Origin of the sequence: Pseudomonas sp. Choline-02u-1 (genome assembly GCF_002836515.1) — a bacterium.
Taxonomy (GTDB): domain Bacteria; phylum Pseudomonadota; class Gammaproteobacteria; order Pseudomonadales; family Pseudomonadaceae; genus Aquipseudomonas.
In genome coordinates, this window is record NZ_PJBC01000003.1 from 31,746 (window position 1) to 52,027 (window position 20,282).

Genomic DNA, 20,282 nt, shown 5'->3' on the forward strand with positions numbered 1-20,282 from the left:
TCCTGCCGTCGCGGCGTTTTGCCATTTATTTCACCGTCCTTTTCCGTGGCGGTGCTGACATCATTGAGTAAGGAGCGCATTCATGGCTGTTGGTCTTGGTCCTTTGCCAACGTTGCACCCGGTTGCCGGTTTTGAACTCGGTATCGCCTCGGCCGGCATCAAGCGCCCGGGGCGCAAGGATGTGGTAGTGATGCGCTGCGCTGAAGGTTCGACCGTGGCTGGGGTGTTCACCCTGAACGCTTTTTGCGCCGCGCCGGTGATCCTGGCGAAAAAGCGCGTGCACAACGCCGTGCGGTACCTGCTGACCAACACCGGCAATGCCAACGCCGGCACCGGCGAGCCTGGCTTGGCCGCTGCCGAGCGCACCACCGCTAAGTTGGCCGAGCTGACCGGCGTCGATGCCAGCCAGATTCTGCCGTACTCCACCGGTGTGATCGGCGAGCCGCTGCCGGTCGAGAAAATCGAAGGCGCACTGCAAGCCGCGCTGGACGACCTTTCAGAGAACAACTGGGAAGCCGCTGCCACCGGCATCATGACCACCGACACCCTGCCCAAGGGCGCCAGCCGCCAGTTCGAGCATGACGGCGTGACCATCACCGTCACCGGCATCAGCAAAGGCGCCGGCATGATTCGCCCGAACATGGCGACCATGCTCGGTTACATTGCCACCGACGCCAAAGTCTCCCGCGACGTTTTGCACAACCTGATGCTCGACGGCGCGAACAAGTCGTTCAACCGTATCACCATCGATGGCGATACTTCGACCAATGACTGCTGCATGTTGATCGCCACCGGTCAAGCCGCGCTGCCGGAAATCACCCGCGCTGAAGGCGAGCTGTTCGCCAAGCTGAAACAAGCGGTGTTCGACGTGTGCATGGACGTGGCGCAGGCCATCGTGCGTGACGGTGAAGGTGCAACCAAGTTTGTCACTGTTGAAGTGAATGGCGGCGGCAACCACCAGGAATGCCTGGATGTCGGTTACACCGTGGCCCACTCGCCGCTGATCAAGACTGCGCTGTTCGCCTCCGATCCGAACTGGGGCCGCATCCTCGCCGCCGTGGGCCGTGCCGGTGTGCCGGACCTGGACGTGAGCAAGATCGACGTGTTCCTCGGCGACGTGTGCATCGCCAGCCGTGGCGCCCGCGCCGCGTCCTACACTGAAGCTCAGGGCTCGGCGGTAATGCAGCAGGAAGAAATCACCATCCGCATTGAACTGGGCCGCGGCGATTGCAGCGAAACCATCTGGACCACCGACCTGTCGCATGAATACGTGAAGATCAACGCTGAATACCGGACTTGACCTGAAAGGTGGGAGCGGGCTGCTGGCCTCTTCGCGAGCAAGCTCGCTCCCACAGTGGTTACGGCCGTTCACAAATGTTGTGTTCACCTCAAAACCTGTGGGAGCGAGCTTGCTCGCGAAAGCGGAGGTTCCGACACAATAAATCTTGAAGTTTCCTCTGACGAAAAGGCGCCACACCATGTCCCTGCACCTGATCATCGGCGACAAGCTGCTTTCCTCCTGGTCCCTGCGCGCAGCTCTGGCGCTGGAGATGACCGGCGCCCCCTACAGCGAAGAGCTGATCAAACTCGGCAAGCCCGACACCCGCGAGCGCCTGCTCAAGCATTCGCCGACCGGCAAGGTGCCGCTGTTGCAGACCACGCGCGGCACCATCGCCGATTCGCTGGCGATCGCGGAATACCTCGCCGAACAGTTCCCGTCCGAGCAACTCTGGCCGAGCGATACCTTCGCCCGGGCCCAGGCCCGCTCCGCCTGCGCGCAGATGCACAGCGGCTTCTTCGCCATGCGCAACCACATGCCGTTCAACCTCAGTCAAGACGCGCCGCTGAACCCGGTGCCGCCGGAAGTGAAGGTCGATATCGAACGCATGCTCGCGCTCTGGGCTGAATGCCGCGCGGCGGCCACGGAGGAAGGGCCGTACCTGTTCGGTCGCGTCAGCCTCGCTGATGCTTATTTCGCGCCGATCGCCGTGCGCCTGCGCACCTATCAGGTGAAGTTGCCGGCAGTCGACGAAGCTTATGTCGAAACCGTCTACCAGTGGCCCGCCTTCAAGGCATGGCAAAAGGCTGGATTGGAGGAATTGCACCCGTGAAACGCGTCCACGTCGCCGCTGCCGTCATTCGTGACGGCGCCGGCAAGATCCTGATCGCCCGCCGCGCCGACACTCAGCATCAGGGTGGCTTGTGGGAATTTCCCGGTGGCAAGGTCGAGGCGGACGAGTCAGTCGAATCGGCACTGGCTCGCGAGCTGCACGAAGAGCTGGGCATCGTCGTTGACGCTGCCCGGCCGTTGATCAAGGTTCGCCACGATTACCCGGACAAACAGGTCTTGCTGGATGTCTGGGAAGTGTCGGCGTTCAGCGGTGAACCCCATGGCGCTGAAGGTCAGCCATTGGCTTGGGTCACTGCCAGGGAACTGATCGACTACGAGTTCCCGGCGGCCAACCAGCCGATCGTCGCGGCGGCGCGCTTGCCTGCCGAATATCTGATCACGCCGGAAGATCTGGAAGGACCGGCCTTGTTGCGCGGCATTCAGAAGGCGATTGCCGGCGGTGCCAAACTGATCCAGCTGCGCGCCCCCAACGGCTACGACCCGAAATACCGCGACCTGGCGGTCGACGCGGTGGGCCTGTGCGCGGGCAAGGCGCAGTTGATGATCAAAGGGCCGTTCGAATGGCTCGGTGATTTCCCGTCTGCTGGCTGGCACATCACCGCTGCGCAACTGCGTAAATACGCTGCAGCGGGGCGTCCGTTGCCGGCCGAGCGCTGGCTCGCGGCGTCGTGCCATAACGCCGAAGAGCTGACGCTGGCCGAGCAGATGGGCGTCGACTTCGTCACCCTCTCGCCAGTGCAGCCGACGCTGACGCACCCGGACGCACAGCCGTTGGGTTGGGAGCAGGCTGCGGCATTGATTGAGGGTTTCAGCAAACCGGTGTTTCTGCTCGGTGGAGTCGGGCCGGCGGAGCGCGAAAAAGCCTGGGGTGTCGGGGCGCAGGGCGTGGCGGGGATTCGGGCGTTCTGGCCTGATTGAGTGTCAAGGCTGCTGGCCCCTTCGCGAGCAAGCCCGCTCCCACATTCGACTGCATTCCAATGAAGGAAAACGGACAACTGTGGGAGCGGGCTTGCTCCCCCATTCGACTGCATTCCAACTGAAGAAACACGGTCAACTGTGGGAGCGGGCTTGCTCGCGAAGGCGTCCTTCACATCACTGCAAATTTAAGGTTTTGCAGCCGGCTGCCACAAAATCTCCGCCACCCCCTGGCGCCGCGCAATCAACCGCGCCGCGACAAACAGCAAATCCGACAACCTGTTGATATACGCCAGGCCAACCCCGGCCAACGGCTCCGACGCATTCAAATGCTGGCAGCGTCGCTCGGCACTGCGTGCCAGACTGCGGCAGACATGCGCCTGTGCGATCAGCATCGAGCCACCCGGCAAGATGAAATTCTCCAACGGCCCCAGCTCTTCATTCCAGACATCGATTGCCGCTTCGAGGCGCTGGATTTCGGCCTCGTTCAATGCCTGATATGCCGGCATTGCCAGTTCACCGCCAAGGTCGAACAAGCGATGCTGACACGGCGCCAACACCTCAATGATTTCATTCAGCCCTGGGTGCATTCCACGCTCGGCGAGCAATCCGGCCAGCAGCACGCCGACCTGACTGTTCAGCGTATCGACCTCGCCGATCGCCTCGATGCGCGGGTGATCCTTCGGTACGCGGCGGCCGTCACCGAGGCCGGTTTCGCCTTTGTCGCCGGTGCGGGTGTAGATCTTCGACAAGCGAAAGCCCATGGGTTACCTCGGTAGTGAATTGGTTTCGGTGGTCAGCGGCGCAGGTTGCGCCAGCGGCAGACGCAGGGTGAAGCAAGTGCCCTGGCCGGGCGCCGACTGCACCTCCATCTGACCTTTGTGGTTGTTGGTGATGATGAAGTACGACACCGACAACCCCAGGCCAGTGCCCTGGCCGATTTCCTTGGTGGTGAAGAACGGCTCGAAGGTGCGCTTGCGCACGTTCTCGCTCATGCCGATGCCGTTGTCCTCGACCTGAATCTCGGCCCATGGCGGATTGAGCCTGGTGCGCAGAATGATCCGTCCCGGTTCGCTGTCATCTTCGCGCTGATGAATGGCCTGGGCGGCATTTTTCAGCAGGTTGAGCAGCACCTGTTCCAGCTCGTTGGCGGTGCCCGGCACCGGGCCGAGGGCCGGGTCGAACTGACGAATGATCGCCTGGCCCTTGAAGTCGAAGCCGATGGCCAGATCGAAGTCGTTGCCGGCGATTTCCACGGCTTGATCGATCAGCGCCGGCAGATCGCACGGCGCCATTTGCCGGGTGCTGCGGCGGCTGAAGCTGAGCATGTGCGTGACGATTTTCGCCGCGCGGGCGCCGGCCTGTTGAATGCCATCGAGCAACTGCGGGACTTCGCGGCCTTGCAGGTAGCGGTTCACCGTGTCCAGTTCGATACCCAGTTGTTCGGCGGTCTCGATGTTCTTCGGCAGATCCGCCGACAGACGCCGGCGAATGTTCTGCACGTTGTGCAGGATCGCGCCGAGCGGGTTGTTGATCTCGTGGGCCATGCCGGCCGCGAGGCCACCAACCGACAGCATCTTCTCCGACTGCACCATCATTTCTTCCAGCGACAAACGCTGAGTGATGTCGTCGATACGGATCACCACGCCACGGCCGGCACCGCCCATCAGCGGATAAAACGTCAGCGCGTAATGCTTGGGTTCATCGTCCTTGAACCAGGTCACCCGGTCGACTTTGGCCACGGTGTGCTGTTCGACGGTGGCCTTGAGCTGCGGCAGAAATGGCTTGAGCGGTTCGAAGGCGAGGAAGATCGGCTGATTCAACGCCTCGTCCAGGCGCGTGCCGGAAAGGGCGCTGGCTTCCTGGTTCCACTGGGTGACGTAGAGTTGCTCGTCGAGGGCGATCAGCGCCGAAGGCATCGAGTCGATGATGCTGTTGAGGTAGTTCTGGAAGCCGGTGAGCTTCTTCTCGATCTTGCTGCGCACCTGGACTTCAAGTTCGAGTTTTCGGTTGGTGTGGCGGGTTTCCTCGGCCAAGCCTTGCGCCTGGTCGTAAGCAGCTTGCGAGTCGTCGCGGGCGCGTTTCAGTTGCTGCTCGCGGGCTTCGATGCGCGAGAGCATAGTGTTGAATGCCTCGGCCAGACTGCCGATTTCGTCGTGGTTGCCGCGCGCGGCGCGCAGGGCGTAGTTCTCTTCGCGGGTAACCTGTCGCGACAGCTCCTCCAGCTGATGAATCGGCCGGGTGATCAGACGTTTGATCTGCCGGGCAATCACCAGCCACAGCAGCACGCTGAAAATCAGGATGCCGAGGCTGGCGGTCAGGGTGCCGGTGTAGAACGCCATCGGCAGTTCGCTGCTGGCCACCAGCAACAGATGTCCCGGCGCAGCACCGGGGCGGGGCAGGGTGATCAGTTGATTGCTGCGAAACTCGGTCAGTTGCCAGGCTTCGACATGGCGGTAGCGTTCGGGAAGACTGAGTTTTTCGCCGCGCTGCACTTGCGCCAGACGTTCGCCCTTGCCGTCGTACAGGGCGGCGGCGCGCAGCGGTGAATAACTGTCGAGTTCCTTGAGCAGGCGCTCGGCGCTGCGCGGCGACTCAAGCGCATCGCTGACCAGGCTCGGATTGGCAATCAGTCGGCCGATGGTCTGCAGCGCCTGTGGCGCCATGCTTTCCTGGGAAATGTAGTAGGCGGCGCTGATGAAGGTCAGGTTGGCGACCAGCAGAACCGTGGTCAACAACACCAGCAAGGCGGCCAGCAGTTTCTGGCCGACCGGCAGGTTTTCAAGGCGCTCGCGCAATGGCATCAGGTTTATCGCTGCAAGGGAACAAGTGGTCAGCCTAGCGGCTGCTCAGTCGCTGGGCAATCCGCGCTTGCGCAGATGCGCCACCAGACGTTGCTCTAATTGATGCAGATGCGGCAGATGCAACTGATGGCGCTCGGCAACCTTGCAGGCGTAACCCAACAGATAGCTGATCTCGGTGCGGCGCTGATTGGCGACGTCTTGATGCATCGACGAGTAATTGGCAGCGGTGGCGTGGATCACCCGTTCGACTTCCGCTTGCAGGTTTTGCGCCGCAGCCGGCTGGCCGCAGCGTTCGAGCAGTTCGGCCAGTTCGGCACAGAGCGTGGCGACTTCGCAGTGATGCTCTGCCAGCCCGCCGTTGCGGCAGTCGTGGAGCACGGTCAGCGGATTGATCGCGCAGTTCAGCGCCAGTTTGCGCCACAGCCGGGTGAGGATGTCAGCGTTCCACTCATGGGGAATGTTCGCCGCTTGCAGATCGTCCAGCCAGACCGGCGCCAGCGGATTTGCCGCATCGCCCAGCCAGTTGAAGCCGTGGCCGGCAAACACCACGCGCCAATCGCCATCGCGAAACGCGCCCTCGGTGCTGGAGGCGCTGATGCAACGCGTGTGCGGCACGCGCGCGGCGACGGCGTCCTGACTGCCGAGGCCGTTCTGCAAGAGAATCAGTTCGGCGTCCGGCGCGAGGCGTGAAGCGAGGCGGGCCACGCCTTCTTCGGCATCGTAGGCCTTGCACGCGACCAGCAAACGCCGAATCGGCTCGGGGCTGTCCGGGGTTTCGCCGGGAACTGCATAGGTATGAGCTTGTCCGTTTTCTACCAGGGTTAATCCGCCGCCCGCCGTATAGCTTTGCAAGCGCGCCGCATCGCGCAGGATCAACCGCACGGGCAGGCCGGCGCGGGCCAGACGTGTCGCCCAGAGTGTGCCGAGGCTGCCGGCGCCAAGTACGTGCCAGGTAGTCGACATCAGTTTTTTGCTCGATTGCTTGCAGGCATGTGCGGCTCGCCGTATCGGTAGGAAAAGACCCGTTATAATGAGCCCGATTTTAACCGCAAGCCAAGCGCGCTCCATCCGCATCGAGCGCGCCTTTTTATTGGAGAGATTAAATGCCGTCGTTCGACGTGGTATCCGAACTGGACAAACACGAACTCACCAACGCGGTCGAGAACGCCGTGAAGGAACTCGATCGTCGTTATGACCTGAAAGGCAAAGGCAGCTTCGAGTTCAAGGAAAAAGACCTGACCGTCAGCCTCACCGCCGAAGCCGCTTTCCAGCTCGAAGCGATGATCGAAATCCTCAAGCTGGCGCTAACCAAGCGCAAGATCGACGTGCAGTGCCTCGAGGTCAAGGACGCCTACGCTTCGGGCAAACTGATGAAGCAGGACGCCATCCTCAAGGAAGGCATCGACAAAGAGCTGGCAAAGAAAATCGTCGGCCACATCAAGGAAGCCAAGCTCAAGGTCCAGGCTGCCATTCAGGGCGAGCAGGTGCGTGTCACCGGCAAGAAGCGCGACGACCTGCAGGAAGCCATCGCGGCCCTGCGTGCCAAGGAATTCGGCATGCCGCTGCAGTTCAACAACTTCCGCGACTAAGCTTGGTCTGAAGGCTATGTGGGAGCGAGCCTGCTCGCGAATGCGGTGTTTCATTCAGCGAAAAGTTGACTGACTCGCCGCATTCGCGAGCAGGCTCGCTCCCACAGTTGTTTTGAATACACCCCGGGAAGCCGGAAATCAGGAGATAGAACATGGATTTGAATGCTGAAGTGGACCACCTGGTCAAAGCGTCCCAGGCGTGGATTCCGATGATCATGGAATACGGCAGCCGCGTGCTGCTGGCGGTGATTACCCTGGCGATCGGCTGGTGGCTGATCAACAAGGTCACGCAAAAACTCGGCGGTCTGCTGGCCCTGCGCAATGCCGATCTGGCACTGCAAGGCTTTATCAGCAGCCTGGCCAACATCATTCTCAAGGTGCTGCTGATTGTCAGCGTCGCGTCGATGATCGGCGTCGAAACCACTTCGTTCGTCGCGGCCATCGGTGCTGCCGGTCTGGCGATCGGCCTGGCCTTGCAGGGCAGCCTGGCGAACTTTGCCGGCGGCGTGCTGATTCTGCTGTTCCGTCCGTTCCGCATCGGTGACTGGATCGAAGCCCAAGGCGTGGCGGGTACCGTCGACAGCATCCAGATTTTCCACACCGTGCTGCGCACCGGCGACAACAAGACCATCATCCTGCCCAACGGCAACCTGTCGAACGGCATCATCACCAACACCAACCGCCAGCCAACGCGCAAAGTCGTGTTTGATGTCGGCGTGGATTACGAGGCGGATCTGCAGAAAGCCCGTCAGGTATTGCTGGATCTGGCCAAGGATCCCCGCGTCATGCAGGACCCGGAGCCACAGGCGGTGATTTCGACATTGGGTGATAGCTCGATCACGGTTTCCCTACGTGTCTGGGTCAAGACTGCGGACTATTGGGATGTGATGTTCATGTTCAATGAACAGGCGCGGGATCGTTTGAAGGCGGCGGGGATTGATATTCCATTTCCGCAGCGGGTTATACGTGTAGTGCAGGAATCTGCCACGCAGTAATCGTCTTTTAAGTTGGCCTGGGAGTCAGCAACTAATATCAAACCCGAGCAGTGTGCATACTCTCGGGTTTTTTATCGGCGCGATAAAACTATGCTGGCTAATAAGTAGCTGGCTAATGTTTGTCTGTTTGATCAGTTATTCATCCATAAAAAAAACCGCCCTCCTGATTCAGGAGGGCGGTTTTGTTAGAGCAGAGCTCTACAGTACGTCAGCTTCGCAACCTTATTAGAGGATGCTCAGTGGATATTCAACGATCAAACGCAGGTCGTTGTTATCACCACCGTTGTAAGAAGTGTTGGAGCGATACCAGGCGCTACGCAGGCGGAAAGACAAGTCTTTCGCTGGACCGTTTTGCATAACGTATTTGGATTCGAAGTCCAGTTCGTGCTCTTTGCCCTCTTCAGCGCCGGTGCTGATGTTGTCACCTTTGATGTAACGGGTCATGAAGCTCAGACCAGGTACGCCGAAGGTAGCCATGTTCAGGTCATAACGGCCCTGCCACGAACGCTCGTCTGCACCGTTGAAGTCAGAGTACTGCACGGAGTTGGCGAGGAAGATAGTGCCGCCGCCGTCCACGCCGTACACGTAACCGGTGTCACCGCTGGAGCGCTGGTGGGCGAGGGTGAATTTGTGCGCGCCGATGCTGTAAGCAGCGCTAAGGGACCAGATGCGGTTGTCGATGTCGCCGGACAGGTCTTGACCCTGGCTCTTGCTCTTGTACCCGTTGAAATCGAAGTTCAGAGACTGTTCGTCGTTGATCGGCAGGGTGTAGTTCAGGTTGACGTATTGCTTCTTGAAGTGGTCTTCCACGTCGGATGCTGCAACACCGGCTACAAAACTGTCGGTGAACTGATAGGTAGCACCGGCGATGTCAGCGGATTTCAGGCCACCTTCAACGATGGAGTCACGACCCATCTGGCTTTGCGCGCTCAGCGCGGTAAAGCGACCAGCGCTCAGTTCCAGGCCCGGGATCTCTTTGGATACGAGCATGGTGCCGGTAGCGGTCTCAGGCAGCAAGCGGCTGTCGTCGGTGGAAAAAACCGGGCTGGCGACAAACTGGTTACCGTATTTCAGGACGGTGTCGGAAAGACGGAACTTGACTGCTCCACCGCTTTTCGACTGAGTATCTTCAGCTCTGCCGTCGCTATCGGCAGCGAACAGACCGTTGCCAGTGCGGCCGCGTCCAGTGTCCAGCTTGATGGAGCCAAGACCGAAAGCGTCAACACCTACACCGATGGTACCTTGGGTGAAGCCGGACTCGTAAATGGCATGCATGCCGATACCGGTTTCTTCACGATAGCCCTGGCGCTCACCCGACGGGCTGCTTTTCAGGTTTTCGTTCTTGAAATCACGGTTCATATACAGCATGCGAGTCTTGACGCTGAAGCTGCTGTCTTCAACAAAACCTTTGGCTTCATCCTGAGAAGACGCCATTGCGAACTGCGAGGTGCCTGCTGCAACAGCCAGGGCGATCATGCTCCACTTCATCACGCGCATCGTGATTTGCTCCTTTGGTTTTTAGAAGAGTACTGCCGTCCCACCTGTTTTATTATCTGGGCGGCTCTTTCTTTTTGTGTCGGCGCAAACTTATATCACGCCGACATTGTTGGCGATACTTGCGAAATCAACCTTTCAGCTTCTTTACGGCGTTGTCGCAAAAGGAGCGCTGGATGTCGCAAATTCACAGTACCGATACAGCCGGACTGACAACTTTCTCGCTGTTTAGGGGCCTTTTTGCATCGGTAAAAAAGAGTCCCTGGCACAACACTTGAATCTCCATCGGGCAACCCTGCCACTGTTTTTATTGGATGCCGGCGACCGATTTCAATGGTGCGCTTATAGTCCATGCGATTACGAATGCAACAAGCGTGCACAAACCGCAAAATCGGTGCGGTTATTTTTGGTTGTGGCGCCTGCGTATGTGAAAACCTTGTGAAAACGGGCTCTCGCGCCCGCTTTGTCCCGGCCTTGACGAGAGTCTCTCTATGGTGTTGCAACGCACCAAAGGCGCGCATGACAACCAAAAACGTTACCGGTTCACCCCGTAGTGAGTATTTGGCGGATGCCTGACCCAATGAGCGTAGACGGTGTGTGCATTTTTGGTGCAAAAAATTCATGATCGGGTCTGCGGAAATCTGCCGGCGACTGAGTCCAGGCTCACCATATCAGGGGTTTTCATGCGCCTCTTCGCGTAAAGGCTCATGTCCGGGGCTGTGTTGGTGCGCAAATGAAACAAATGTCCCAAGTCGGAGCGTTGGGCAATTAACTGTCGGGGCTGGCGTGAAGGCCACTGCATTCGCAGGTATGCTGCGGTTCTGTCGCTTGGCGCGCTGCTCTCGGGAGCCGCCGCAAAGCTGAGATATAGGATCAGCCGGGAGTACGTACAGTGTTTGCTTTGGATACACGACTTCAACAGGACACCCTGGTTATCGGCGACTTTTCGCTGTGCCGGCTGCTGCTGACCAATGACAGCAACTACCCGTGGTTCATCCTGGTGCCTCGTCGTGAGGATATAAGCGAGTTGTTTCAGTTGGATGTCGCCGATCAGCAGCAGCTCTGGCGGGAAACCACCACGCTGGCCGAGTTGCTCAAGGATTCGTTCGACGCCGACAAGTTGAATGTGGCGACTCTGGGTAACGTGGTCAGTCAGTTACACATGCATGTCATCGTGCGCAAACGCGACGATGCAGCCTGGCCGGCGCCGGTCTGGGGCAAACACCCGGCCAAGCCTTACAGCGCCGAGCAGGTTGCGGCCATTCGCGAACGCTTGCGTCTGGTCCTGACTGAAGAATTCACCTTTGTGGAGGGCTGAGTCATGAGCCTTGAAGAGCGCGTAACCGATCTGGAAAGCCGTCTGGCCTTTCAGGATGACACCATTCAGGCATTGAACGATGTGCTGGTGGCGCAGCAGAAAGTCATCGAGCGCCTGCAATTGCAGATGGAAGCACTGATCAAGCGTCACGAAGAAATGGTCGGGCAGTTCGGTGCTTTTGAAGAAGATGCGCCACCGCCGCATTATTGAGTCATTCGACAGGCACAAAAAAACCGCGAACAGCCAGGCTGTTCGCGGTTTTTTTTGGCTTTGGATCAGCGACGCGGCAGAGCGGCGATCACGTCCTCGGCTTGCAGGCCTTTGTCTCGGTTCATCACCGAGAACTCAACGCGCTGGCCTTCGACCAGAACGCGGTGGCCTTCGCCACGAATGGCGCGAAAGTGCACGAAAATATCATCGCCGGAATCCCGCGAGATAAAGCCGAAACCCTTGGAAGTGTTGAACCACTTCACGGTGCCGGTATCGCGATTGCTCATGTCATAGCTGGTCGGCGCAGCGGCCGGTGACGACTTGTAGAAGCTGATGGCCAGGTGCAGCACCACGGCAACCAGGGCGATCACCAGGCTGAACAACACGGCCGGCTGGCCGGCGATGACCGGCATCGGCGCGATCAGGGTCAGAGTTTGCAGGACGACGGTCAGTACCAGCAGGGCGCTGACCAGATTTTGCAGATGCTGGCGCGGGCCTTTGTTCCAGTAGGGAATCACTGGAGCGATGACCAGGTTCAGCAGGCCGAAAAAGGCCAGGTAGAGTGCATCGGGCTGTTGCAGGTAAGGAACGGCTTCGGCTTTCAGGCTGGGTATGAACGACAGCAGCAAGGCTGCTGCGCCCATTAGCAGGTGGACGATTTTCAACATTTTGATTGGCTCACGTTATGACGGCTCACAAGGAAGAGCTGAAGGCGCACGGTTCGCTTCAGGACAAAATAAGAGGCGGTGGACACGTACACGGCATCAGCCTATGCGCAACACCCCGGAAAATGGGGCATGGCGACACGCTGCCTATTTAACAGCAAAGCCTGCGGCTACTCAAATCAGCCCGGCCAGCGGCAGAGAAACGGGCGATTTGTCGCAGCCCGATCACGGATTCATAGCTGCGGGCGTGAGCTCGCCTTGCTAAAGTGATGTCCAACCTGCTGGATGAACTCAACCACTGTTAGGGGGTAAGCATGGCTATTGATATCGGTATCAGTGAAGAAGACCGCAAATCCATCGTCGAAGGGCTGTCGCGACTGCTGTCGGACACCTACGTGCTGTATCTGAAAACCCATAACTTTCACTGGAACGTCACCGGTCCGATGTTCCGCACGCTGCATCTGATGTTCGAAGAGCAGTACAACGAATTGGCGCTGGCCGTCGATTCGATCGCCGAGCGCATCCGCGCACTCGGCTTCCCGGCACCGGGTGCCTACGCAACCTACGCACGCCTGTCTTCTATCAAGGAAGAGGAAGGCGTGCCGAGCGCTGAGGACATGATCAAACAACTGGTCGAGGGCCAGGAAGCGGTGACCCGCACCGCACGCGGCATCTTCCCGCTGCTGGACAAGGTCAGCGATGAGCCGACGGCTGATCTGCTGACCCAGCGCATGCAGGTGCACGAGAAAACCGCGTGGATGTTGCGCGCGCTACTGGAGCAATGATCCGGCCGCTGCGGACGGCTTGAGGCCGTCCGCACGCTGTCCAGACTCTTACTGTTGTCGTTGGCTTATCCTACGAGGCTGGTCAACAAGTCGTATGGCGATAACTTTGTCACTGGGTTTTTATGAGGGCGCAGGATGTTGCCTTATAAATCAGCAGTCATGGCAAAGGAGTGTCAACGCTATGGTAGAAGCAGACAGGCGAAGCGACAGGATGTCGGCTTCGCGGCACGTAATAAAAGTCGACCCGTTTGTCAGCGGGTTCGACATGAATCTGATCCGGCCGTTGTCGCGTTCCATTCGGCTCAACGGTTTTGCGACCTGCCTGCGACTCGAGCAGGTCTACTGGAACATCCTCGGCGGCATGGCCGAGGACAATCACTGTTCTATCAGCACACTGCTGTCGCACGTCGACCGTGAGGTGCATCTGCGTCACGGTGGGGTGAAGAACTTCAGTGCGCTGGTGCGGGTGGTATGCGTCATGAACGGAAATAAAGACCTCGCAACCGCAGTTTCGCGCTGAAACGGCTGTTGCAACGAGGTTGCGGCCTGTGCAGTGTTACGGCTGCACAGGGCGCATTTAATCGATATAATCCCGCGCTTTCGCCGCAAAGCCCTGCGCGCGGCAGCAATCTGATCGCCGAGACACCCCCATGCCAATGTACGATTACCAATGTGCTTCCTGTGGTCATCAGTTGGAAGCCATTCAGAAGATCAGCGACGCACCGTTGGTCGACTGCCCTGCCTGCCAGGCGCCCGAACTGAAGAAACAGCTGTCCATGCCGGGTTTTCGCCTCAGCGGCAACGGTTGGTACGAAACCGATTTCAAGACCGGAGCCAAGAAGAATCTGGCCGGTGGCGACAAAGCTGACTAGGGTTCAAACCCTGACCGAACGACACGCGTGAGTGGCCGCCTTGCTTTAAGGCGACGGTTACTCCACCGAATTTCGAATTACGAGAAGCGAACGACACCATGATGCGCAGCCACTATTGCGGCCAACTGAACGAAAGCCTGGAAGGCCAGGAAATTACCCTTTGCGGATGGGTTCACCGTCGCCGCGACCACGGCGGGGTGATTTTCCTCGATATCCGTGATCGTGATGGTCTGGCCCAGGTGGTATTCGATCCGGATCGCGCCGAGAGCTTCGCCGCCGCCGATCGCGTGCGCAGCGAATACGTGGTGAAGATCACCGGCAAGGTGCGTCTGCGTCCGGCCGGTGCGACCAATGTCAACATGGCGTCGGGCATGATTGAAGTGCTGGGTTACGAGCTCGAAGTGCTGAACGAGTCGGAAACCCCGCCGTTCCCGCTCAACGAGTTCTCCGACGTCGGCGAAGAAACCCGCCTGCGTTATCGCTTCCTCGACCTGCGTCGTCCGGAAATGGCCGAGAAGCTGCGTCTGCGTTCGCGCATGACCACCAGCATCCGTCGCTTCCTCGACGAGAACGGTTTCCTCGACGTCGAAACGCCGATCCTGACCCGTGCCACCCCTGAGGGTGCGCGTGACTATCTGGTGCCGAGCCGTACCCACGCCGGTTCGTTCTTCGCGCTGCCACAATCGCCGCAGCTGTTCAAGCAACTGCTGATGGTCGCCGGCTTCGACCGTTACTACCAGATCGCCAAGTGCTTCCGTGACGAAGACCTGCGTGCCGACCGTCAGCCGGAATTCACCCAGATCGACATCGAGACCAGTTTCCTCGATGAAAAAGAGATCATGGGCCTGACCGAGCAGATGATCCGTAACCTGTTCAAGGAAGTGCTGGATCTGGAATTCGGCGAATTCCCGCACATGACCTTCGAAGAGGCTATGCGCCGCTACGGTTCGGACAAGCCGGACCTGCGCATTCCGCTGGAGCTGGTCGACGTTGCCGACCAGTTGAAAGAAGTCGATTTCAAAGTGTTCAGCGGCCCGGCCAACGATCCGAAATGCCGTATCGCCGCACTGCGCGTACCTGGCGGGGCGAGCATGCCGCGCAAGCAGATCGACGATTACACCAAGTTTGTCGGCATCTACGGTGCCAAGGGCCTGGCGTATATCAAGGTCAACGAGCGCGCTGCCGGTGTTGAAGGCCTGCAATCGCCGATCGTGAAGAACATCCCGGAAGACAAGCTCAACGTGATCCTCGATCGCGTTGGCGCAGTCGATGGCGACATCGTGTTCTTCGGTGCCGACAAGGCCAAGATCGTCAGTGAAGCCCTGGGCGCGCTGCGCATCAAGCTCGGTCACGACCTCAAGCTGCTGACCTGCGAGTGGGCGCCAATGTGGGTCGTCGACTTCCCGATGTTCGAAGAAAACGACGACGGCAGCTTCTCCGCGCTGCACCACCCGTTCACCGCACCGAAGTGCACCCCGCAAGAGCTTGAAGCCAACCCGGCCGGCGCACTGTCTCGTGCGTACGACATGGTGTTGAACGGCACCGAGTTGGGCGGCGGTTCGATCCGTATTCACCGCAAGGAAATGCAGCAAGCGGTATTCCGCCTGCTGGGCATCAACGAAGCGGAACAGGAAGAGAAGTTCGGCTTCCTGCTCGACGCGCTGAAGTACGGCGCACCGCCGCACGGTGGTCTGGCTTTCGGTCTGGACCGTCTGGTGATGCTGATGACTGGCGCCCAGTCGATCCGTGAAGTGATCGCCTTCCCGAAAACCCAGAGTGCTGCCGACGTGATGACGCAGGCTCCGGGCGTAGTGGATGCCAAGGCATTGCGCGAGCTGCACATTCGCCTGCGCGAAACGCCAAAGGCTGAGTAAGACGGGCCTGAAGGCGCATCTTCGGATGCGCCTTTTTTCTTTCTCAGGTCGAATTTTTCAATTGCCGGTCGCTGCACCCGCAGGGCGGGCAAGGTTTCAAAGAGCATTCGGAGCAAGTTATGGCAGGTCATTCCAAGTGGGCAAACATCAAGCACCGCAAAGAACGTCAGGATGCCAAGAGGGGCAAGATCTTCACCAAGTGGATCCGTGAACTGACCGTTGCGGCGCGTCAGGGTGGCGGTGATCCGGGTTCCAACCCGCGTCTGCGTCTGGCCCTGGACAAGGCGTTGAGCGCCAACATGAGTCGCGACATCATTGATCGCGCCGTTGCGCGCGGCGCCGGTGCCACCGAAGCGGACAACGTTGAAGAACTGACCTACGAAGGCTACGGCCCGGGCGGCGTGGCGGTGATGGTTGAGTGCATGACCGACAATCGCAACCGCACCGCTGCGGCTGTGCGTCACGCGTTCAGCAAGTGCGGCGGCAACCTCGGCACCGACGGTTCGGTGGCCTACCTGTTCGAACGCAAGGGCCAGATCAGCTTCGCGCCGGGCGTCGATGAAGACGCGCTGACCGAAGCGGCGCTGGAAGCCGATGCCGATGACGTGGTCACCCATGAAGACGGTTCGATCGACGTGTTCACCTCGTTCACCAGTTTCTATGCAGTGCGCAACGCGCTGGAAGCGGCCGGGTTCAAGGGCGACGACGCGGAAATCGTCATGCAGCCGACCACCAGCGCCGAACTGGATCTGGAAGGTGCGGAGAAGGTGCTCAAGCTGATCGACATGCTTGAAGACCTGGATGACGTGCAGAACGTTTATTCCAACGCGGACATTCCGGAAGACGTCGCTGCTCAGCTGGGCTAGGAGCGACTAGGATTGAATGTGGGAGCGGGCTTGCTCGCGAAGGCGGCGTATCAGCAACAGCGTTGCTGGATGACACTCCGCTTTCGCGAGCAAGCCCGCTCCCACATTGGTAATTCGCTGTTCTGAATTTTTTTGCTCTTACTGCAGGCGTTATGACTCTAATTCTTGGTATCGACCCCGGTTCGCGCATTACCGGTTACGGGATCGTCCGCGATACCGGGCGTGGCGGCTGCATCTACGTGGCCTCGGGCTGCATCCGCACCGGCTCCGGCGAGCTGCATGAGCGCCTGCAAATCGTCTATCGCGGCGTGCGCGAGATCATCAAGACCTACGGCCCGGTGACCATGGGCATCGAAAAGGTGTTCATGGCAAAAAACGCCGACTCGGCGCTCAAACTCGGTCAGGCGCGCGGCGCTGCGATTGTTGCCGGCGCTGAAGAGTGTCTGGAAATCGCCGAGTACACCGCCACGCAAGTCAAACAAGCGGTGGTCGGCACCGGTGCGGCCAATAAGGAGCAGGTGCAGATGATGGTCATGCACATGCTGAAGCTGACCAGCAAACCGCAGATCGACGCCTCCGACGCCTTGGCTATCGCCATTTGCCATGCGCACACACGTTCGAGTCTGCTGCCGCACGGTCTGGGAACCGCACGCAGTCGTGGCGGGCGCCTGCGTCTCTGATAGCATCAGCATCAATTTTCCTGAAAGTGACGTTGCGGTGCCTGTGTTGCCGGCGCGCAAGCCACCTTCACTCGTCGCCAGCCCACGGCTGGCCAGCGCTCAAGGATTCAAAACGTGATTGGACGCTTGCGCGGCACCCTGGCTGAGAAACAGCCGCCGCACCTGATTCTCGATGTAAACGGCCTCGGCTATGAGGTGGAAGTGCCGATGACCACCCTTTATCGTCTGCCGTCGGTCGGTGAACCGCTGACCCTGCACACCCATTTGGTCGTACGCGAAGACGCGCAATTGCTCTATGGTTTTGCCGGCAAGCGTGAGCGAGACTTTTTTCGCGAGCTGATCCGTCTCAACGGTGTCGGGCCGAAACTGGCGCTGGCGCTGATGTCGAGCCTGGAAGTCGACGAATTGGTGCGTTGCGTGCAGTCGCAGGATACTTCGGCCTTGACCAAAGTGCCGGGGGTTGGCAAGAAGACCGCCGAGCGTTTGCTGGTCGAATTGAAAGATCGCTTCAAGGCCTGGGAAACTTCCCCGGCAATGTTCGCGCTGGTGCCGAATCAGCCCGACGGCCCGGCGCCGGTCAACAGCGCCGAGACCGATGCGGTCAGCGCATTGATCTCCCTGGGCTACAAGCCGCAGGAAGCGAGCAAGGCGATTTCCGCGATCAAAGACAAGAACCTGAGCAGCGAAGACCTGATCCGCCGCGCTCTGAAGGGAATGATTTAAGTGATTGAAGCTGATCGTCTGATCGCCGCCGCGCACAGCCCGCGTGAGCGCGAAGAAGTCCAGGACCGGGCGATTCGTCCGGTCAGTCTGGCCGACTACATTGGCCAGCCGACCGTGCGCGAGCAGATGGAACTGTTTATTCAGGCTGCCCGTGGCCGTAGTGAATCCCTCGATCACACCTTGATTTTCGGCCCTCCGGGGCTGGGCAAGACTACGTTGGCGAACATCATTGCCCAGGAAATGGGCGTGTCGATCAAGAGCACCTCGGGGCCTGTGCTGGAACGCCCGGGTGATCTGGCCGCGTTGCTGACCAATCTTGAGCCGCACGACGTGCTGTTCATCGACGAAATTCATCGTCTGTCGCCAATCGTTGAAGAAGTGCTGTACCCGGCAATGGAAGATTTCCAGCTCGACATCATGATCGGCGAAGGGCCGGCGGCGCGTTCCATCAAACTGGATCTGCCACCGTTCACTCTGGTCGGTGCGACCACCCGCGCCGGCATGCTGACCAATCCGCTGCGTGATCGCTTCGGTATCGTCCAGCGCCTGGAGTTTTACAGCACCGCGGATCTGGCGACGATTGTCAGTCGTTCGGCGGCCATTCTCGGTCTGCCGCTGGATCCGGAGGGTTCGTTCGAAATTGCCCGGCGCGCCCGTGGCACTCCGCGAATAGCCAACCGTTTGCTGCGTCGAGTCCGCGACTTCGCCGAAGTCCGCGCCAAGGGACATATCACCAAGTCGGTAGCGGATCTGGCGCTGAACCTGCTGGATGTCGACGAACACGGTTTCGATCACCAGGACCGACGTCTGCTGCTGACCATGATTGAGAAGTTCGACGGCGGTCCGGTAGGTATCGACAGTCTTGCAGCGGCGATCAGCGAAGAACGCCACACCATTGAAGACGTGCTCGAGCCCTATCTGATCCAGCAGGGCTACATCATGCGCACGCCACGGGGCAGGGTAGTGACCCGACATGCGTATCTGCATTTCGGTTTAAACATTCCGTCACGAATGGGCGAAATGCCCTTGGCAGACGATTTTCTTGATGCCGCAGACGATTGATACACATTTGTTGGTGATTTATTCAGGGTTTGTATTGTCAGACGACGGTACTTTTGCGGTAAAGCTCTGAAACCACGAAAAACAGTTGCCTGGCCGGATTGGCAACCTGAGGAGTAAGCACTAGAGTATGCGCGCGCAAAACGGGCTTGAGCCGTTCGCACATCGTTGTCGCGTTTATTACGAGGACACCGACGCGGGCGGCATCGTGTATTACGTTAATTACCTCAAGTTTATGGAACGGGCTCGAACCGAACGGCTACGGGAACTGGGCTTTGCCCAATCGCAGCTTGCTGGAGAGGACCTGTTGTTCGTCGTGCATTCCAGCGAAGCGCGCTACCACGCGCCGGCGCGACTGGACGACGAACTGCTGGTAAGCGCTGATGTAACCGAATTGAACCGTGCCAGCCTGCGCTTCAGACAGCAGGTCAGGCGGGCCACGGATAATGTGCTGCTCTGCGAAGGGCAGTTTTTGGTGGCCTGCGTGCGCACCGACAGTTTGAAACCCCGGGCCCTTCCCGAAGACCTGCGTGCGGCCTTCGCCGACGTGGTCGGCCCGGGTACACACTCAAAGCAGGAGATAAAGCGTGGAAGCTAACGTCGTCGACCATTCCTCCATGTGGAGCCTGGTCAGCAATGCCAGCATCGTGGTGCAGTTGGTAATGTTGACCCTGGTGGCCGCATCGGTGACCTCATGGATCATGATCTTTCAGCGCAGCAACTTGCTGCGTGCCGGTCGACGCGCCCTGGAGAGCTTCGAAGAGCGCTTCTGGTCGGGTATCGATCTTTCCAAACTGTACCGTCAGGCTGGCAGCAATCCTGATCCGGATTCGGGCGTGGAGCAGATCTTCCGCGCCGGTTTCAAGGAATTCTCCCGCCTGCGTCAGCAGCCAGGCGTCGATCCTGAAGCGGTAATGGAAGGTGTGGCCCGTGCCATGCGCGTGGCCATTTCGCGTGAAGAAGAAAAGCTCGAGCAGAGCCTGCCGTTCCTCGCCACTGTTGGTTCGGTCAGCCCGTACATCGGTCTGTTCGGTACCGTCTGGGGGATCATGAACTCCTTCCGCGGTCTGGCCAGCGCTCAGCAAGCGACCCTCGCCACCGTTGCTCCAGGTATCGCCGAAGCCCTGATTGCCACCGCGATCGGCCTGTTCGCCGCGATCCCGGCGGTCATCGCTTACAACCGTTTTGCTGCCCGCAGCGAAACCTTGCTGGGCCGCTACTACACCTTCGCCGATGAATTCCAGGCGATCCTGCACCGCAAAGTGCACACCAGCGAAGAATAAGCAGGTATTTCCCGATGGC

The 20,282-nt window shown here is 59.4% G+C and carries 22 protein-coding genes; 17 read left to right on the forward strand and 5 right to left on the reverse strand.

Annotated features, from left to right (window positions below; genetic code table 11):
- Positions 1 to 82: 82 nt before the first annotated feature.
- The 3 genes from argJ to CXF97_RS02130 all read left to right on the forward strand — a co-directional run bounded on the left by argJ (position 83) and on the right by CXF97_RS02130 (position 3,049).
- The gene (gene argJ / locus CXF97_RS02120) at positions 83 to 1,300 is read left to right on the forward strand and encodes a bifunctional glutamate N-acetyltransferase/amino-acid acetyltransferase ArgJ (protein ID WP_101155722.1); all 1,218 of its coding nucleotides are present in this window, start codon (positions 83 to 85) and stop codon (positions 1,298 to 1,300) included.
- Positions 1,301 to 1,478: 178 nt separating this feature from the next.
- Complete coding sequence (locus CXF97_RS02125) at positions 1,479 to 2,111, forward strand: glutathione S-transferase family protein (protein WP_101155724.1); 633 nt, start codon at positions 1,479 to 1,481, stop codon at positions 2,109 to 2,111.
- Positions 2,108 to 3,049, forward strand: coding sequence for a Nudix family hydrolase (locus CXF97_RS02130; protein WP_101155726.1), 942 nt, complete (start codon positions 2,108 to 2,110; stop codon positions 3,047 to 3,049). The genes CXF97_RS02125 and CXF97_RS02130 overlap by 4 nt, the downstream gene beginning before the upstream one ends.
- 185 nt (positions 3,050 to 3,234) lie before the next feature.
- On the opposite strand, the gene CXF97_RS02135 is transcribed toward CXF97_RS02130, so the two are convergent.
- Genes CXF97_RS02135 through CXF97_RS02145 form a run of 3 tightly spaced genes read right to left on the reverse strand, consistent with a single transcriptional unit; the run spans position 3,235 to position 6,813 of the window.
- Positions 3,235 to 3,810 (reverse strand): cob(I)yrinic acid a,c-diamide adenosyltransferase, encoded by a 576-nt coding sequence (locus tag CXF97_RS02135; RefSeq protein WP_101155728.1) that lies wholly within the window; start codon positions 3,808 to 3,810, stop codon positions 3,235 to 3,237.
- Between the two features lie 3 nt (positions 3,811 to 3,813).
- Positions 3,814 to 5,850 carry a HAMP domain-containing sensor histidine kinase gene (locus CXF97_RS02140; protein WP_101155730.1) on the reverse strand — a complete coding sequence of 679 codons (2,037 nt, stop codon included), beginning with the start codon at positions 5,848 to 5,850 and terminating at the stop codon, positions 3,814 to 3,816.
- Positions 5,851 to 5,895: 45 nt separating this feature from the next.
- Positions 5,896 to 6,813: a putative 2-dehydropantoate 2-reductase gene (locus tag CXF97_RS02145; protein ID WP_101155732.1), complete on the reverse strand. Its 918-nt coding sequence runs from the start codon at positions 6,811 to 6,813 to the stop codon at positions 5,896 to 5,898.
- Between the two features lie 140 nt (positions 6,814 to 6,953).
- Here CXF97_RS02145 and CXF97_RS02150 point away from each other — a divergent pair, with 140 nt between their 5' ends.
- A complete protein-coding gene (locus tag CXF97_RS02150; protein ID WP_016773491.1) occupies positions 6,954 to 7,439 on the forward strand; it encodes a YajQ family cyclic di-GMP-binding protein in 486 nt (161 codons plus the stop codon).
- Positions 7,440 to 7,591: 152 nt separating this feature from the next.
- Positions 7,592 to 8,434: a mechanosensitive ion channel family protein gene (locus CXF97_RS02155; RefSeq protein WP_016773492.1), complete on the forward strand. Its 843-nt coding sequence runs from the start codon at positions 7,592 to 7,594 to the stop codon at positions 8,432 to 8,434.
- Positions 8,435 to 8,659: 225 nt separating this feature from the next.
- Here the strand turns inward: CXF97_RS02155 and CXF97_RS02160 are convergent, their stop codons facing one another.
- Positions 8,660 to 9,931: an OprD family porin gene (locus CXF97_RS02160; RefSeq protein WP_101155734.1), complete on the reverse strand. Its 1,272-nt coding sequence runs from the start codon at positions 9,929 to 9,931 to the stop codon at positions 8,660 to 8,662.
- Positions 9,932 to 10,820: 889 nt separating this feature from the next.
- Between CXF97_RS02160 and CXF97_RS02165 the strand changes: the two genes are divergently transcribed.
- Entirely contained in the window at positions 10,821 to 11,246 is a 426-nt protein-coding gene (locus tag CXF97_RS02165) for an HIT domain-containing protein (RefSeq protein ID WP_101155736.1), read from the forward strand.
- A gap of 3 nt (positions 11,247 to 11,249) precedes the next feature.
- Positions 11,250 to 11,456 carry a SlyX family protein gene (locus CXF97_RS02170; protein WP_039758193.1) on the forward strand — a complete coding sequence of 69 codons (207 nt, stop codon included), beginning with the start codon at positions 11,250 to 11,252 and terminating at the stop codon, positions 11,454 to 11,456.
- A gap of 65 nt (positions 11,457 to 11,521) precedes the next feature.
- On the opposite strand, the gene CXF97_RS28625 is transcribed toward CXF97_RS02170, so the two are convergent.
- Entirely contained in the window at positions 11,522 to 12,124 is a 603-nt protein-coding gene (locus tag CXF97_RS28625) for a cold-shock protein (RefSeq protein WP_101155738.1), read from the reverse strand.
- Between the two features lie 311 nt (positions 12,125 to 12,435).
- Here CXF97_RS28625 and CXF97_RS02180 point away from each other — a divergent pair, with 311 nt between their 5' ends.
- The 10 genes from CXF97_RS02180 (at position 12,436) to tolQ (ending at position 20,263) form a co-directional block, all read left to right on the forward strand.
- Positions 12,436 to 12,906 carry a Dps family protein gene (locus CXF97_RS02180; RefSeq protein ID WP_101155740.1) on the forward strand — a complete coding sequence of 157 codons (471 nt, stop codon included), beginning with the start codon at positions 12,436 to 12,438 and terminating at the stop codon, positions 12,904 to 12,906.
- Between the two features lie 181 nt (positions 12,907 to 13,087).
- Positions 13,088 to 13,426 (forward strand): ribbon-helix-helix domain-containing protein, encoded by a 339-nt coding sequence (locus tag CXF97_RS02185; protein WP_101155742.1) that lies wholly within the window; start codon positions 13,088 to 13,090, stop codon positions 13,424 to 13,426.
- A gap of 130 nt (positions 13,427 to 13,556) precedes the next feature.
- The gene (locus tag CXF97_RS02190) at positions 13,557 to 13,778 is read left to right on the forward strand and encodes an FmdB family zinc ribbon protein (RefSeq protein ID WP_016773499.1); all 222 of its coding nucleotides are present in this window, start codon (positions 13,557 to 13,559) and stop codon (positions 13,776 to 13,778) included.
- 98 nt (positions 13,779 to 13,876) lie between these two features.
- Complete coding sequence (gene aspS, locus CXF97_RS02195) at positions 13,877 to 15,652, forward strand: aspartate--tRNA ligase (protein ID WP_101155744.1); 1,776 nt, start codon at positions 13,877 to 13,879, stop codon at positions 15,650 to 15,652.
- Positions 15,653 to 15,771: 119 nt separating this feature from the next.
- Complete coding sequence (locus tag CXF97_RS02200; protein ID WP_034153419.1) at positions 15,772 to 16,518, forward strand: YebC/PmpR family DNA-binding transcriptional regulator; 747 nt, start codon at positions 15,772 to 15,774, stop codon at positions 16,516 to 16,518.
- Between the two features lie 152 nt (positions 16,519 to 16,670).
- Entirely contained in the window at positions 16,671 to 17,198 is a 528-nt protein-coding gene (gene ruvC, locus CXF97_RS02205) for a crossover junction endodeoxyribonuclease RuvC (protein WP_016773501.1), read from the forward strand.
- 114 nt (positions 17,199 to 17,312) lie between these two features.
- The gene (ruvA, locus tag CXF97_RS02210) at positions 17,313 to 17,921 is read left to right on the forward strand and encodes a Holliday junction branch migration protein RuvA (RefSeq protein WP_024014088.1); all 609 of its coding nucleotides are present in this window, start codon (positions 17,313 to 17,315) and stop codon (positions 17,919 to 17,921) included.
- Positions 17,922 to 18,983, forward strand: a complete 1,062-nt coding sequence (gene ruvB / locus CXF97_RS02215) for a Holliday junction branch migration DNA helicase RuvB (protein ID WP_101155746.1) — start codon at positions 17,922 to 17,924, stop codon at positions 18,981 to 18,983.
- A 127-nt stretch (positions 18,984 to 19,110) separates the two neighbouring features.
- Complete coding sequence (gene ybgC / locus CXF97_RS02220) at positions 19,111 to 19,578, forward strand: tol-pal system-associated acyl-CoA thioesterase (protein ID WP_101155748.1); 468 nt, start codon at positions 19,111 to 19,113, stop codon at positions 19,576 to 19,578.
- Positions 19,568 to 20,263: a protein TolQ gene (gene tolQ / locus CXF97_RS02225; protein WP_008080223.1), complete on the forward strand. Its 696-nt coding sequence runs from the start codon at positions 19,568 to 19,570 to the stop codon at positions 20,261 to 20,263. Before ybgC ends, tolQ begins: the two co-directional genes overlap by 11 nt.
- The last annotated feature ends 19 nt before the right edge of the window (positions 20,264 to 20,282 follow it).